The 14800-nt window shown below is 73.6% G+C and carries 15 protein-coding genes; 10 read left to right on the forward strand and 5 right to left on the reverse strand.

Annotated elements, in window-relative coordinates:
• Positions 1-317 precede the first annotated feature (317 nt).
• On the forward strand, positions 318-1625 hold the full coding sequence (locus tag ACGF15_RS19250) for an NAD(P)/FAD-dependent oxidoreductase (protein ID WP_392800417.1): 1308 nt from the start codon (positions 318-320) through the stop codon (positions 1623-1625).
• Between the two features lie 148 nt (positions 1626-1773).
• Here the strand turns inward: ACGF15_RS19250 and ACGF15_RS19255 are convergent, their stop codons facing one another.
• Positions 1774-3234 carry a regulator gene (locus ACGF15_RS19255; RefSeq protein WP_345609957.1) on the reverse strand — a complete coding sequence of 487 codons (1461 nt, stop codon included), beginning with the start codon at positions 3232-3234 and terminating at the stop codon, positions 1774-1776.
• A 251-nt stretch (positions 3235-3485) separates the two neighbouring features.
• On the opposite strand from ACGF15_RS19255, the gene lipB reads away from it, so the two are divergent.
• From lipB to ACGF15_RS19275, 4 genes are all read left to right on the forward strand, one after another.
• Positions 3486-4325 carry a lipoyl(octanoyl) transferase LipB gene (gene lipB, locus ACGF15_RS19260; protein ID WP_345609959.1) on the forward strand — a complete coding sequence of 280 codons (840 nt, stop codon included), beginning with the start codon at positions 3486-3488 and terminating at the stop codon, positions 4323-4325.
• A gap of 123 nt (positions 4326-4448) precedes the next feature.
• Positions 4449-5402: a lipoyl synthase gene (lipA, locus tag ACGF15_RS19265; protein WP_345609960.1), complete on the forward strand. Its 954-nt coding sequence runs from the start codon at positions 4449-4451 to the stop codon at positions 5400-5402.
• 253 nt (positions 5403-5655) lie between these two features.
• Positions 5656-5874, forward strand: a complete 219-nt coding sequence (locus ACGF15_RS19270) for a hypothetical protein (protein WP_345609961.1) — start codon at positions 5656-5658, stop codon at positions 5872-5874.
• Positions 5875-5884: 10 nt separating this feature from the next.
• Entirely contained in the window at positions 5885-6592 is a 708-nt protein-coding gene (locus ACGF15_RS19275) for a DUF4191 domain-containing protein (RefSeq protein WP_256523749.1), read from the forward strand.
• Between the two features lie 202 nt (positions 6593-6794).
• Here the strand turns inward: ACGF15_RS19275 and ACGF15_RS19280 are convergent, their stop codons facing one another.
• Positions 6795-7262: an RDD family protein gene (locus tag ACGF15_RS19280; protein ID WP_256523750.1), complete on the reverse strand. Its 468-nt coding sequence runs from the start codon at positions 7260-7262 to the stop codon at positions 6795-6797.
• 221 nt (positions 7263-7483) lie between these two features.
• Between ACGF15_RS19280 and glnA the strand changes: the two genes are divergently transcribed.
• Positions 7484-8893, forward strand: a complete 1410-nt coding sequence (gene glnA / locus ACGF15_RS19285) for a type I glutamate--ammonia ligase (protein WP_256523751.1) — start codon at positions 7484-7486, stop codon at positions 8891-8893.
• Positions 8894-9137: 244 nt separating this feature from the next.
• On the opposite strand, the gene ACGF15_RS19290 is transcribed toward glnA, so the two are convergent.
• Positions 9138-9473 carry a helix-turn-helix transcriptional regulator gene (locus tag ACGF15_RS19290; protein ID WP_345609965.1) on the reverse strand — a complete coding sequence of 112 codons (336 nt, stop codon included), beginning with the start codon at positions 9471-9473 and terminating at the stop codon, positions 9138-9140.
• 289 nt (positions 9474-9762) lie between these two features.
• Here ACGF15_RS19290 and ACGF15_RS19295 point away from each other — a divergent pair, with 289 nt between their 5' ends.
• On the forward strand, positions 9763-10626 hold the full coding sequence (locus ACGF15_RS19295) for an MOSC N-terminal beta barrel domain-containing protein (RefSeq protein WP_345609967.1): 864 nt from the start codon (positions 9763-9765) through the stop codon (positions 10624-10626).
• 46 nt (positions 10627-10672) lie between these two features.
• Here ACGF15_RS19295 and ACGF15_RS19300 read toward each other — a convergent pair whose 3' ends face one another.
• On the reverse strand, positions 10673-10939 hold the full coding sequence (locus tag ACGF15_RS19300) for a hypothetical protein (protein ID WP_345609969.1): 267 nt from the start codon (positions 10937-10939) through the stop codon (positions 10673-10675).
• Between the two features lie 121 nt (positions 10940-11060).
• On the opposite strand from ACGF15_RS19300, the gene ACGF15_RS19305 reads away from it, so the two are divergent.
• Positions 11061-11432 (forward strand): ArsC/Spx/MgsR family protein, encoded by a 372-nt coding sequence (locus tag ACGF15_RS19305; RefSeq protein WP_345609971.1) that lies wholly within the window; start codon positions 11061-11063, stop codon positions 11430-11432.
• A gap of 180 nt (positions 11433-11612) precedes the next feature.
• A complete protein-coding gene (locus ACGF15_RS19310; RefSeq protein WP_392800374.1) occupies positions 11613-12266 on the forward strand; it encodes a hypothetical protein in 654 nt (217 codons plus the stop codon).
• Positions 12267-12386: 120 nt separating this feature from the next.
• Here the strand turns inward: ACGF15_RS19310 and ACGF15_RS19315 are convergent, their stop codons facing one another.
• Complete coding sequence (locus ACGF15_RS19315; protein WP_392800377.1) at positions 12387-13289, reverse strand: Gfo/Idh/MocA family protein; 903 nt, start codon at positions 13287-13289, stop codon at positions 12387-12389.
• A gap of 220 nt (positions 13290-13509) precedes the next feature.
• On the opposite strand from ACGF15_RS19315, the gene glnII reads away from it, so the two are divergent.
• Complete coding sequence (glnII, locus tag ACGF15_RS19320) at positions 13510-14544, forward strand: glutamine synthetase (RefSeq protein WP_345609977.1); 1035 nt, start codon at positions 13510-13512, stop codon at positions 14542-14544.
• Positions 14545-14800 lie beyond the last annotated feature (256 nt).

Raw genomic sequence — 14800 nt, forward strand, 5'->3', positions numbered from 1 at the left:
GACGTGCGCGACCACACGGCGCCGGGCGGCTGCCTAGGCTCGGTGCGAACTCGGGTATTCCTCGGGCCTGTTGGGGGCATCACCCTCCCACCAGCCGCGCCGACCTCGGGGAGGGGCACGTGCTCACCACCGCTTTCCAAGCGGACGACGCACCACACGCGGACCGCACGGACCGCGCAGAGGGTGCGGAGAACACCGCACAGGCCGAAGACACCGCGCAGGCGCCGTGCGCCTCGGACACCGCGCAGGCGGAGCACACCACACGGACGGGGAGAAGCGAAGGGCCCGTCGGCACGGAACGGGCCGGCCACACGGACGTGGTCATCGTCGGGGCCGGACCGGCCGGGCTGGCAGCGGCCCACCGGCTCACCGGCGCCGGGGTGACGGTCCGGGTCCTGGAGGCCGGACCGTGCGTCGGCGGGACGATGACCACCGAGCACGTCGACGGCTTCCTGCTGGACCGCGGAGGGCGCCTGCTCAGCACGGCGCTGCCGGAGCTGCGGCGGACCCCCGCGCTGCGGGACGTGGAGCTGCGGCTCTTCGCCCCCGGGGTGCTGGTGCACGACGGGGAGCGGCTGCACCGCACCGGCGAGGTGGGCGCATCGCCTCTCGCCCTGCGGGCGGCGCGGATGCCGAGGAGCACGGGGGTCGCGTCGACCGTGGCGCGCGCCCTCGCGAACGCCCCCCGGCCGCGCCAGCTCGACCAGGCCCGGCTCGGCGCCTCGCTGGCCCGGCTGGCGGCGACCCCGGTCTCCCGCATCCTGGCCCGGCCCGAGCGGCCCGTCGCCGAGGTGCTCTACGCCCGCGGGCTGCCCGCCCGCACGGTGCAGGGCTTCCTGCGGCCGCTGCTGGCCGCGCTGCTGCACGACCCGGAGCTGACCACCTCCAGCCGGGTGGCCGACCTGGTGCTGCGCGGCTACGCCCGGGGGCGGCTGTGCGTGCCCGCGGGCGGGGCGGGCACGGTGCCGCGGCTGCTGGCGGCGGGGCTCCCGGAGGGCGCGGTCCTGACGGGCGTCACGGTCACCGAGGTGGCGACGAACCGGGTCACCACGGCCGGGCACGGCGTGTTCACCTGCCGGGCGGTGCTGGTGGCGACGGACGCCCGGTCGGCGGCCCGGCTGCTGCCGGGGCTGCGGGTGCCGGCCTTCCGGCCGGTGACGGTGCTGCACCACGCGGCGCCCCGGGCCCCCCTCGCCGAGCCCGCGCTGGTGCTGGACGCCGAGCGGGGCGGGCCGGTGGCGTACACCGCGGTGATGAGCGAGGTGGATCCGCTGCGTGCGCCGGACGGGCGGGCGCTGGTGTCCTCGACGGTGCTCGGCGCACCGCCGGAGGACGTCGACCGGCGGGCGCTCCGGCAGTTGTCCCGGCTCTACGGGACGCCGACGGACGCGTGGGAGCTGCTGGCCGTCCACCACGACGCGCAGGCGGTCGCCGCGATGCCCCCGCCGCACGACCACCGCCGCGCGGTGCGCCTGCTGTCGGGGCTGTACGTCTGCGGCGGCCACCGGGACACGGCCACCCTCCAGGGCGCCCTGTTCTCGGGCCGCAGGGCGGCCCACTGGATCCTGACGGACTTCGGCATCCGCCCCGAGTACGCCGCGACTCCCCTGCCCGCGGCGGCCTGACGCCCCCGGGGCCGGCGCCTGCGCGCGGACCCCGGGGAAGGTCGGCGGACCCCGGCCACGGGGCGGGTTCCGCCGACACGGCACCTGCCCGGCCCCTTCCCGCGGGCCGGGCAGGACCGTGCACCGGGGCGCGTGCCGCCCCGTGCGCTCACCTCAGTGCGGAGACCCGGTCGCGATAGGTGCGTACCGGGCCCGCGTCCCGGTAGGGCTCCAGGCGGCGCTCGAAGTCGCGGACGTACTCCGTCGCCCGCACCGAGCGCATCTCGGAGGCCTGGAGCGCCGCCTCGGCGCCCAGGGCGCAGGCCTGGTCCAGTTCCCCGACGGCGAGCCGCGCGGTGGCCAGCACCACCCGGCACAGCAGCCGGCTGCGGGCGTAGGCGGGCGGGCTGAGCTGGAGCGCGCGCTCCGCGTGGCGGATCGCCGAGCGGTACTGCTGGAGGTCCCGGTGGCAGTGGCCGACCTCCGCCGCGAACCGCCCCTCGTCGAAGGTCCGGGCCCAGTGCGGGGCGTCCTCCCCGGGGCGGGCCGACTCCAGGGCGCGTTCGGCGCGGGCCAGGGCGGCGTTGCAGGCCCGGGCGTCGCCGAGGACGCCGTGGCCGCGCGCCTCGGCGGCGTGCAGCAGCGCCTGCACCAGGGGCGGGGCGGCGGCCCCGACACCCTGCTGGGCCACCCGCGCCAGCTGGACGGCCTCCCGTCCGTGCCCCAGGTAGACGGCCTGGCGGCTCATGGTGACGAGGACGTAGGAGCCGTACGCCCGGTCCCCGGCGGCCTGCGCGAGCCGCAGCGCCTGTACGTAGTACCGCTGGGCGAGCCCGTGGGCCGCGAGGTCGTAGGAGGTCCAGCCCGCCAGCCGGGTCAGGTCCGCGGCCGCGGCGAAGAGCCGGCGGCCCAGGTTCTCCCCGTAGGTGCCGCGCAGCATGGGCTCGGCCTCGTGCTCCAGGTAGCGCACCAGGGCCTGGCGGGCGTGGCCCCCGCCGTAGGCGTGGTCCAGCGCGCGGAAGAGCTCGCCGACGGAGCGCAGGGCGGCCACGTCCCCGCCGGACACCTTCTGCCCGGGGCCCCGCTCGGCCCCCCGCTGCCGGGGCACGGCCAGCCGGGCGCCCTGCTGCGGGACCCGCCCGGACCCGGCGTGCAGCGCGGCCGGCGGGGGCTCGCCCCGGCCGACGCGCTCGTCGGCGCGCCCGATGAGCCAGTCGCGGCTGGGCACGACCAGCCCCGCGGGGGTGAACGCGATCTTCCGGAGCTCCGCATGGCTCCCGGAGTCCTTGCGCCAGAGCCCGCTGACGATGTCCACCGCCTCCTCCGGGGTGGCGGCGAACTCCAGGCCCGCGTAGACCGGGGCGCAGGCGTCCAGCCCGAGGTCCTGGGCGGACAGGCGGCGGCCGAGCCGCCGGGTGAAGACCTCGGCGATGAGCGCGGGCGTCGTCCCGCGCGGCTGCTGTCCGCGCAGCCAGCGGGTGACCGAGGTTTTGTCGTACCGCAGGTCGAGTCCGTGTTCGAGGCCGAGTTGGTCGACTCTGCGGGCGAGCCCCGCGTGGGAGAAGCCCGCCTCCGCGATGAGCGCGGCAAGCTGCCGGTTGGGGGTGCGCTGTGGGGCTCGTTCCGTCATCTGCTGTCAGGTCTCCTGCCTTCCGGGCCGGGAGCAGGCCTCAAGGAACGGCGCGAATGTAGCCGCCCGAGCGGCCCATTCCGTCGGCTTCGCCCCACATTCATCCGATCGTGTGAGTATTGGCGGCAGTACTGACCACCGCGCTGACGGGAACCGGCCGGTAGCGACCTGCCCGGACGGTCCGCGCGGAGCGGCCGTACAGTGGCGTGGGCCCGGATGACTGCTGGGCGGAGTTCGAGGGAGGCACAACCGTGAGTGAGCTGCGGTTCGTCCGACTGGGGTTCGGCGCCGAGGCCGTCGAGTACCAGGAGGCCTGGCAGAGGCAGCGCGAGGTCCACGCCGCCCGCTTCGCCGACGAGATCCCGGACACCTGCCTGCTGCTGGAGCACCCGCCCGTCTACACCGCGGGGCGGCGCACCGAGGACAGCGAGCGCCCCCTGGACGGCACCCCCGTGATCGACGTCGACCGCGGAGGCAAGATCACCTGGCACGGGCCGGGCCAGCTGGTGGGCTATCCGATCCTGAAGCTGCCGCGCCCGGTCGACGTCATCGCCCACGTCCGGCGCCTGGAGGACGCGCTCATCCGCACCTGCGCGGAGTTCGGCGTCCACACCACCCGGATCGAGGGGCGCAGCGGTGTGTGGGTCCTGGGCGACGCGGTCGGGGACCGGCCCGCCCCGGCGGCGGCCCCGGGGCTCTCCCTGGACTTCGACCCGCGGCTCGCCGGACCGGCCGGACCGGAGGCGGACGAGGAGTTCGACCCCCGGCTCCGGGGCCCCGAGTACGCGCCCTCCAACGCGGGCCAGCGCCGCGAGGACCGCAAGCTCGCGGCGATCGGGATCCGCATCGCCAAGGGCGTGTCCATGCACGGCTTCGCGCTGAACGTGAACCCGGACAACACCTGGTTCGACCGGATCGTCCCGTGCGGCATCCGGGACGCGGGCGTCGCCTCGCTCGCCGGCGAGCTCGGCCGCGACCTCGCCATCGAGGAGGTCCTGCCGGTGCTGGAGCGCCACCTGCGGGAGGTCCTGGAGAGCGCCGACCCCCGGCCGCGCCCGGTGGCGCCCCCGGCCGAGAAGGCCACCGCCTGACGCCGTGCCCGCCCCGGCCGGGGAATGCGCACCTCAGGCCATGGGTTGGCCAAGCGTAGGGCCACACTTTTAACGGGCGTACCCTGGTGTTCGCCGAAGAATCGAAGCTGTAGGGAGCTGGTCGTGTCCGCAGTCGCACCCGACGGACGCAAGATGCTGCGCCTGGAGGTCCGCAACAGCCAGACCCCCATCGAGCGCAAGCCCGAGTGGATCAAGACCCGGGCGAAGATGGGTCCCGAGTACAACCAGCTCCAGAAACTGGTCAAGAGCGAGGGGCTGCACACGGTCTGCCAGGAGGCGGGCTGCCCCAACATCTTCGAGTGCTGGGAGGACCGGGAGGCCACCTTCCTCATCGGCGGAGACCAGTGCACCCGCCGCTGCGACTTCTGCCAGATCGACACGGGCAAGCCGCAGGCCCTGGACCGGGACGAGCCGCGGCGCGTCGGCGAGTCGGTCGTCACCATGGACCTGAACTACGCCACGATCACCGGCGTCGCCCGCGACGACCTGGAGGACGGCGGCGCCTGGCTGTACGCGGAGACGGTCCGCCAGATCCACGCCCAGACCGCGGAGCGGGAGGCCGGCCGCACCAAGGTCGAGCTGCTGATCCCCGACTTCAACGCGGTGCCCGAGCAGCTGGCCGAGGTCTTCTCCTCGCGCCCGGAGGTGCTCGCGCACAACGTGGAGACCGTGCCGCGGATCTTCAAGCGCATCCGCCCCGGCTTCCGCTACGAGCGCTCGCTGGAGGTCATCACCAGGGCCCGGGAGGCCGGACTGGTGACCAAGTCGAACCTGATCCTCGGCATGGGCGAGACCCGCGAGGAGGTCAGCGAGGCGCTGCAGCACCTCCACGACGCGGGCTGCGAGCTCATCACCATCACCCAGTACCTCCGCCCCTCGGTACGCCACCACCCCGTGGAGCGCTGGGTGAAGCCCGAGGAGTTCGTGGAGCTGAAGGACGAGGCCGACCGGATCGGCTACTCCGGCGTGATGTCGGGGCCGCTGGTGCGGTCCTCCTACCGGGCCGGGCGGCTCTTCCAGCAGGCCATGGAGCGGCGGGAGCAGGCCGCGGCGTAGCCCGGTGACCGTGTGAATCCAGGCACAAGGAATTACCGGCCAGTAATGGCCGAGACGGGTGCGGCCCGCACTCCCCCGCAGGTCGGGGTGGGGTGCGGGCCGCACCCTCGTGTACGGCAGCCGGTGGGATCTGCGCCGGGACGTTTCATCGTGGTTTGACCGACCGGTCACGCCCTGGTAACACCGAACTGTGACGCTGGATGCACGCACAGCTCCCATACCGCCCACCCCGCCACGAGGGGAAGTCCCGCCCATGCACGCCGCTCCGGCACGTCCCGTGACCGCCACCGCCCTCCCCACCGTCACCGGAACACTGCGTGCGGTGGAGGCCCTGCTGCTGGGCAGCGGGCAGCGCACGGCCCGCCGCAACGCCTGGACCGCGGTCCTGGAGGACCGCCGCCGCGCCAGGGACCGCGTCGAGACCGAGCATGTACTCGAGGCCGTTGCCGCCCGCACTTCCTGGGGCACGTAAACTTCCCCGTATGGCGAGGAAGGCAAATTCAGACAGCAGTGATGCTGCTGCGAACCCCGGGCGACTGAAGCAGATCGCCCTGACGTACAAGATGACCCGCAAGGCCGACCCGAAGGTCGGTCTGGTCGTCGCGGGTGTGGGAATCGTCACCTTCGGTGTCTTCCTCGGGATCGGCTTCCTGATCGGCCACCCCGTCTATCTGGCGATCCTGGGCTTCCTGCTCGCCTTCCTGGCGATGGCGATCATCTTCGGCCGGCGGGCCGAGACGGCGGCGTTCGGGCAGATGGAAGGGCAGCCCGGCGCGGCGGCGGCCGTCCTGCAGAACGTCGGGCGCGGCTGGACCACGACCCCGGCGGTCGCGATGAACCGCAACCAGGACGTGGTGCACCGCGCGATCGGCAAGGCGGGCATCGTGCTGGTGGCCGAGGGCAACCCGAACCGGCTGAGGAGCCTGCTCGCGGCCGAGAAGAAGAAGATGAACCGTGTCGTCGTGGACGTGCCGGTGCACGACATCATGGTCGGCGACGGCGAGGGGCAGGTGCCGCTGAAGAAGGTGCGCACCACCATGCTCAAGCTGCCCCGCGTGCTCACCGGTGCGCAGGTGACCGCCACCAACGACCGGCTCCGCGCCATGGGCGACCTGATGAGCAACATGCCGCTGCCGAAGGGGCCGCTCCCCAAGGGCATGCGGATGCCGCGCGGCGGAAAGATGCGCTGAGCGCGCCGCGGGTACGGCGAGGGGGCCGGGACATCGTCCCGGCCCCCTCGCCGTACCCGCGGTCCTGCCTGCGGGGCCCTGCCTGCGGGTGCCCTGCTTCGCACGGCGGTGCGGGAGGCGCCCCGGCGGGCCCGCCGGATCCTGATCCGCACCCACCGCACCGCACCGCACCGCACCGGATCAGGATCCGGATCCGCGCCGGTCAGATCCTGATCTGCACCGCGCGGGCCAGCCGGTCGTGCAGCCCGCGCCCGTCGCGGTCCCACACCAGGGCCGGCAGCGCCAGGCACAGCAGGACGCTGCGCACCAGCACCCGCCCGAAGCCCAGGCGGCCGCCGTTCTCGCCGACCACGCGGAGGCCGAAGATCCGCTTCCCCGGGGTGGAGCCGATGGTCCCGACGGTCAGCACCGCCATCACCAGGAAGACGAGCAGCGCCCGGTTGGAGGTCGCCTGCTGGCTGCTCCCCGCGAAGAGGCCGTACGCGATCAGGAAGCACATCCCCCAGTCGAGGAACAGCGCCCCGAAGCGGCGCCCCAGGGGCGCCACCGACCCGGGCCCGCTCTCCGGCAGGCCGAGGCGCTCGCCCCGGTAGCCGAAGTCGACGCCCATCTCCTCGGCCGCCGCGCGGGGCCCGGAGAGCCACGATCCGATTGCTTGCCTGTTGTCCACGCGACCACGGTACTGTGCCCCCTTCGGATCACTTTGCCCCGGGTACCCGGGGCACTCTCCCGGCGGACACCCACCGCCGCGCCGGTTAACGTCGCCGAAACAAATGGGTCATGCTTGAGAAATCCGGCCTGCCTAAGGTCGGGTCTGCGTGTGCCACCGCACTGGCCGCACGAACGAGCAGCAACCCCACCCCTCCCCCGGGTGGGAGTAGGAGGAGTTGGATGTTCCAGAACGCCGACGAGGCCAAGAAGTACATCGCCGACAACGACGTGAAGATGATCGACGTCCGGTTCTGCGACCTTCCGGGCGTCATGCAGCACTTCTCGATCCCGGCGACGGCCTTCGACCCGGCGGACGAGCTCGCCTTCGACGGCTCCTCGATCCGCGGCTTCCAGGCGATCCACGAGTCGGACATGGCCCTGCGCGCCGACCTGTCGACCGCCCGGCTCGACCCGTTCCGCCGTGACAAGACGCTGAACATCAACTTCTTCATCCACGACCCGATCACGGGCGAGCAGTACAGCCGCGACCCGCGCAACATCGCCAAGAAGGCCGAGGCCTACCTCGCCTCCACCGGCATCGCGGACACCGCCTACTTCGGCCCCGAGGCGGAGTTCTACGTCTTCGACTCGGTGCGCTTCAACACCTCCGCCAACGAGGGCTTCTACCACATCGACTCCGAGGCCGGCGCCTGGAACACCGGTGCGGTCGAGGACAACCGCGGCTACAAGGTCCGCTACAAGGGCGGCTACTTCCCCGCCCCGCCGGTCGACCACTTCGCCGACCTCCGCTCCGAGATCTCCCTGGAGCTGGAGCGGGTCGGCCTCCAGGTCGAGCGCCAGCACCACGAGGTGGGCACCGCCGGCCAGGCCGAGATCAACTACAAGTTCAACACGCTGCTGGCCGCGGCCGACGACCTGATGCTCTTCAAGTACATCGTGAAGAACGTCGCCTGGCGCAACGGCAAGACCGCGACCTTCATGCCGAAGCCGATCTTCGGCGACAACGGCTCGGGCATGCACGTCCACCAGTCGCTGTGGCAGGGCGGCTCCCCGCTCTTCTACGACGAGCAGGGCTACGCGGGCCTCTCGGACACCGCCCGCTACTACATCGGCGGCATCCTCAAGCACGCCCCGTCGCTGCTGGCCTTCACCAACCCGACGGTGAACTCCTACCACCGCCTGGTGCCCGGCTTCGAGGCCCCGGTCAACCTGGTCTACTCGCAGCGCAACCGCTCCGCCGCCATGCGCATCCCGATCACCGGCTCGAACCCGAAGGCCAAGCGCGTCGAGTTCCGCGCCCCGGACCCGTCCTCCAACCCCTACCTGGCGTTCTCCGCGCTGCTGCTCGCGGGTCTGGACGGCGTCAAGAACAAGATCGAGCCGGCCGAGCCGATCGACAAGGACCTCTACGAGCTCGCCCCCGACGAGCACGCGGGCGTCCCGCAGGTCCCGACCTCGCTCCCGGCCGTCCTGGACGCCCTGGAGGCGGACAACGAGTACCTCCAGGCCGGCGGCGTCTTCACCGCGGACCTGATCGAGACCTGGATCGACTACAAGCGCACCAACGAGATCGCCCCGATCCAGCTGCGCCCGCACCCGCACGAGTTCGAGCTGTACTTCGACATCTAGAGATCCGGCCCGGGCAACCTGGGCGGGACAGCCGAAGCAGTGGCCGTCGAGCACACGTCTCGGAAGCTCCCGCCGACACCCGGCGCAATGAGGGCCGCCACCCCGGACGGGGTTGCGGCCCTCGGCCGCTTGCCCCAGGGGCAGCCGCAGTCATGGCCGGGGGCGGGTCGCGGACGCATATCCGCGGGTATCCCCCGGACCGTGTGCAATCACCCGGCCGCGGTTCGTCATGTTCGACCAGAACTCACGCCGCTCGCGGGTCGGTGCCCCGAAGGATGTACAGGTCGTCCCCGAACACGGCCGAGATCTGGATGTGCCCGCCCAGCGCCGCCACATACCGGGCGACCGCCTCCACCGTGGCGACCTCGCCTCTCTCGATCTGCGACACGCGGCTCTTCGTCACTCCCATGCGCTGTCCGACCTCGGCCTGGGACAGCCCCAGTGCCTTGCGTCGTTCCGTCAGCCGGTGCCCGTCGATGTACGCCTGGTTGCGCCGCCGGGCCTCGGCCACCTTCTCCTCGCCACCGGCCTCGGCGACGAACTCGTCGCGCACATCGCTCCACTTCTGGTAGCCCGTCACTGCTCTCCCTCCTCCGCCTCTCGCTCCTTCAGATACTCCGCGTACAGCTCCTCGGCCCGAGGAACGGCTCGCTTGTACCAGCCCGACCAGTTCCCCGACTTGTCCCCGCCGAGAAGGAGAATGGCCGACCGCCATGGGTCGAACGCGCAGGCCACCCCACCGCACGGCCGCCACACGCGGGGTCCGGGCGCCGTCGGGGGCAGTCCGGGGTGCGCACGTCCGTCGGCCCGCAGGCCCCCACGCCCCCGGCACCGTCCGCACGGTGCGCGCCCGGTACTACGATCGCGCCATGGGGATCACAGTGCAGAGGCTGACCTACTACCCGGTGAAGGGCTGTGCCGGGATCGACGTGGACCGGGCCGCCGTGGGGGCGACGGGGCTGGAGCACGACAGGACGTTCATGGTGGTGGACGCCGCGGACGGTGCCTTCCGCAGCCAGCGCACCCACCCCGTGATGGCGGCGGTCCGGACGGCGGTCCTCGACGGCGGCGGTGTTCTGAGGCTGGCCGCCGAGGGGCTCGGGGACCTGGAGGTGAAGGTGGACCCCGGGGCGGAGCGGCGCCCGGTGAGCCTCTTCGACAAGCCGGTGGGACACGGCGTGGACCAGGGGGACGAGGCGGCCGCGTGGCTCTCCGAGGTGCTCGGGGCCCCGTCGCGGCTGGTGCGGGTGCCGGAGGACTTCGACCGGGACGGCTGGGGCGACACCCCCGGCAAGGTGGCGTTCGCCGATGCCCACGCGGTGCTGGTGGCCTCGCAGGCCTCGCTCGACGGCCTGAACGCACGGATCGGGGCCGCCGGGGCGGCGCCCGTGCCGATGGACCGCTTCCGGGCCAACATCGTGCTCGCCGGGTGCGGGCAGGCCCATGACGAGGACCTGATGCGGCGCCTGCGGATCGGCACGGTGGAGCTGGCGCACTCGGTGCGGGCGACGCGGTGCGCGGTGCCGATGGTGGACCAGGCCACCGGGTTGCGGGCCGGGCCCGAGCCGGTGCGCAGCCTGTCGCAGTACCGGCGCGAGCCCGTGTACGGCAACAAGGTCAGCTTCGGGGCCAAGGCCGCGGTGCTGCGCACCGGCACGCTCGCCGTCGGGGACGCGGTGGAGGCGGAGTGGTACGAGGGCGGCTCGCCCGACCCTCGGCGCCCGGCCTCCTGAGCCCCGCGGCGGCCGCGGGCGCTCCGGGCGCCCGCGGCCGTGGGGATCAGCGGTCGTAGCGGATCAGGGTCCTGACCATGCGGCAGGTCGTGTCGGACGGTGCGTGGACGCCGATGCGCTCGGCGGCGGCGCGTATCCGGCGGTTGTCGGCGGACGCCGGGTGGTACACCCCGGAGTCGAGCAGGGCGATGGTCAGGCGCATGGCCTTGAGCCGGCGGTTGTGGGAGACGTACCAGTCGCGGGGCTGTCCGGCGGGGAGCGGCTTCCTGTCGAGAGCGGGCGGGGGGTTCGTCGTGAGTGCGGTTGCGGCCATCGAACGACCTCCTGGCGCGGTGGCGGGACCTTCCCGAACTGCCTCCCATTCTACCGGCGGGGACTGACAATTCCCCCTGGCCAGAAGGGGTTTGGGCGGGCATGGCGGTACCGTGGACGGCATGGAGATCTGGATCAACCCGGCCTGTTCGAAGTGCCGCGGAGCACTCGGTCTGCTCGACGCCGAGGGCGCCGGGTACACCGTGCGGCGCTATCTCGACGAGGTCCCGACCGAGCAGGAACTGCGCGAGCTGCTCGACCGGTTGGGCCTGGAGCCGTGGGACATCACCCGCACCGGGGAACCGGACGCGGAGGAGCTCGGCCTGGCCTCGCTGGCCCGGGAGCCCGCGGAGCGCGAACGCTGGATCGCCGCGCTGGCCCGGCGCCCGCGGCTGATCCAGCGTCCGATCATCACGGCGGACGACGGCTCCGCGGTGGTGGCCCGCTCCGAGGAGGCGGTCCGGGAGGCACTGGAGCGGAGCCGGGGAGCCTGAACCCGGGTCGGCTCCCCCTGCTCCTCCCCCTCCGCACGCGCCCCTCCACCGGCGCCGCGAACCTTAAGGAACGTTAAGGAAGTCGCGGCCGGGGGGCTGAGCGCACGGGCTCCGGCGTCGCGTATGTAACGGCACACGCAACCAACCGGCCGCCCCCGCGGCCGGGGACGGGAGCCCTACGTGTCACGCAAGAAGACCCTCAGCGGCAAGAAGAAGCTCGCTCTCCTGGTCGGCGCCGCGGCGATGGTCGGCGGCACTGCGATTGTCATGACCGGCACAAGTCAGGCCAGTGTGGCCTGCGACGGGCTGGCCCAGGCGATCCGCAACAACGAGAACTTCATCGCGGGCCAGCGCGCCAACCCGGACGCCCAGTCCGCGGCCCGGATCGCCAACCGCGAAGCCGTGATCGCGCAGATCAGGGTGCAGCAGGAGGCCGCGGGCTGCGCCTCCGGCGGGGGCGGCGCGGACCAGGCGGCCCCGCCCGCACAGCAGGCGCCCCCCGAGGGCGGCGCCGGGGAGCAGGACGGCGCCGGGGAGCAGGGCGGCGGCCAGGAGGCCGGCGCGGGGCAGGGCGGGAACGCGGGCGGGGAGGTGGTGTGCGCCGGATCCACGGTCACCCTGTCCGGCGAGGGCGGCGCGCCCGCGGCCTCCAGCGGCGAGTTCCCGGTCGGCACCCGGCTGAAGGTCACCAACCTGGACAACGGCAAGTCGACCACGGTCGAGGTGACCTCGCCGTCCGGCAGCTGCGCCCTGCTGAACAACGCGGCCTTCGAACAGGTCAGGGAGCCGGGCAAGTTCCTCATCCGCAACGCACGGATCGAGCGCGTCGGCTGACGGGCGGCGCGGTCGCGCACCCGGGGCACCGGCCGCCGCCACCGGGCACGGCCACGCCCCGGGTGCGCTGCGAACCCGTGCCCCGGACCGCCCGGGCACCGGGGGCGGGACACCGGGCCGTCAGCCGGAGAGCGCCGCCTCCGCCTGCGCCAGCAGCTCGGTGATCCGCAGTCCGAAGCGCACGTCGCACGGGTGCGGACGCCCCTCCCGGGCGGCCCGGCGCAGTGCGTCCACCGCACTGCGGAAGGAGTCCACCGGGTCCCCCCAGGCCTCCGGCAGCTCGGCCCGGCCGTGCTCCCCGAGCAGCACCAGGCCGGCCCCGGCAGCCCGTTCCGGTGCGCCGAGGCCGACGGTCACGGTGCTGGAGGCCCCGCCGGCGTGGCGGAGCACCAGGTGCGCGGTGCCCGCGGGGCCCCGTCCGCCGGAGAGCCCGGTGACGTCACCGAGCACCGGCAGCAGGACGGAGAGCAGATGCGGGCCCACGTCCCACAGCCCGCCCTTCTCACGGCGCCACGCCGAGGCCGCGAAGGGGCTCTCGGAGCCCGGGACGTGGAGCGAGCCGAGCCAGTGGCCGTGGGCGGTGAACCAGCCGCCCGCCTCGCGCTGTGCGGCGATCCACCCGGCGGTCGGCGCGGCGAACCGCAGGGTGCAGAAGACGACCGAGGCCACCGCCGCCTCCTCGGCGGCCCTCGCCACGGCCCGGGCGCCCTCGACCGAGGTCGCCACCGGCTTGTCCAGGAGCAGGTGGCAGCCCGCCTCCGCGGCACGCGCGGCGAGGGGTGCCTGGACGTCGGGCGGGACGGAGAAGGCGACGGCGTCGCTGGAGGCGAAGAGGGCGCTCAGCCCGTCCTCCCCGGTGAACGCGGCGGTCCGATGGGCGTCGGCGAGCAGGGCGGCGGCCTCGGGGCGCCGACCCCACACACCCGAGAAGGCGACGCCGGGGTGCCCGGCGAGCGCGGGCGCCTGGGTCGCTCCGGCCCAGGGGCCGGTCCCGACGAGTCCGATGCGCAGCAGGGTGTCCATGGCCACCAGTGTGCCCGCCGGGGCGCCTCCCGGGGCGGTGCCGGCCTGTATACGACACGGTGCGGACGCGGCGGCGGCGACCGGTGCACCGGCCCCCGGATCCCCTGCGGCATGGGGCCGGACGCCGCGTAACGCGGGGTTCACATATGGGCAACGGTCGGGAAATCGCCGGTTGCGAGGCTTCGCGGCATACCGCTGCACCCGCAAAGGATGAGGCCCCGTGAGCATCAAGGCTGAGTACATCTGGATCGACGGCACCGAGCCGACCGCCAAGCTCCGCTCGAAGACCAGGATCCTGCCGGCCGGTTCCGCGACCGGCCTTGCCGACCTGCCCGTCTGGGGCTTCGACGGTTCCAGCACCAACCAGGCGGAGGGCCACGCCTCCGACCGCGTCCTCAAGCCGGTCTTCGTGTGCCCGGACCCGATCCGCGGCGGCGACAACATCCTCGTGCTCAACGAGGTGCTCGACATCGACATGACCCCGCACGCGTCCAACACCCGCGCCGCGCTGGCCGAGGTGGCGCAGAGGTTCGCCGCCCAGGAGCCGATCTTCGGCATCGAGCAGGAGTACACCTTCTTCGAGGGCGAGCGCCCGCTCGGCTTCCCGGCGGGCGGCTTCCCGGCCCCGCAGGGCGGCTACTACTGCGGTGTCGGCTCGGACGAGATCCACGGGCGCGACGTGGTCGAGGCGCACCTCGACCACTGCCTCACCGCGGGCCTGGGCATCTCCGGCATCAACGCCGAGGTCATGCCGGGCCAGTGGGAGTTCCAGGTCGGCCCGCTGGCGCCGCTGGAGGTGGCGGACCAGCTGTGGGTCGCGCGCTGGCTGCTCTACCGGACCGCCGAGGACTTCGGCGTCTCCGCCACCCTGGACCCGAAGCCGGTCAAGGGCGACTGGAACGGCGCCGGTGCGCACACCAACTTCTCCACCAAGGCGATGCGCGAGGGCTACGAGGCCATCATCACCGCCTGCGAGTCCCTCGGCGAGGGCTCCAAGCCGCTCGACCACGTGAAGAACTACGGCGCCGGCATCGACGACCGCCTCACGGGCCTGCACGAGACCGCCCCGTGGAACGAGTACAGCTACGGCGTCTCCGACCGCGGCGCCTCGGTGCGCATCCCCTGGCAGGTCGAGCAGGACGGCAAGGGCTACATCGAGGACCGCCGCCCGAACGCCAACGTCGACCCGTACGTGGTGACCCGTCTGCTGGTGGACACCTGCTGCTCCGCGCTGGAGAAGGCCGACCAGGTCTGATCCCGCTCCCGCCCGGGTACGAAGGGGCGTCCGCCGAGGGGCGGACGCCCCTTCGCGCGTTCCCGGCCGGGCTGTGGGCCCCGGGCCGGGGAGGCCGCGGTACGCGCCGCCCGGCAGTCCCCCCGGCCGGCTGCCGGGCAACCGGCGGCCGGCCCGCTGCGCTGTCCGCGCGTACAGCGCCGCGCCCTCCGGCGGCCCTCGCAGGGAGGGCCTGGGCGCCCGCGGACGGTCGCGTCCGCTGTGCGCCCTATGCGGC

This window comes from Streptomyces sp. NPDC048001, assembly GCF_043203115.1.
Taxonomy (GTDB): Bacteria; Actinomycetota; Actinomycetes; order Streptomycetales; family Streptomycetaceae; genus Streptomyces; species Streptomyces sanyensis.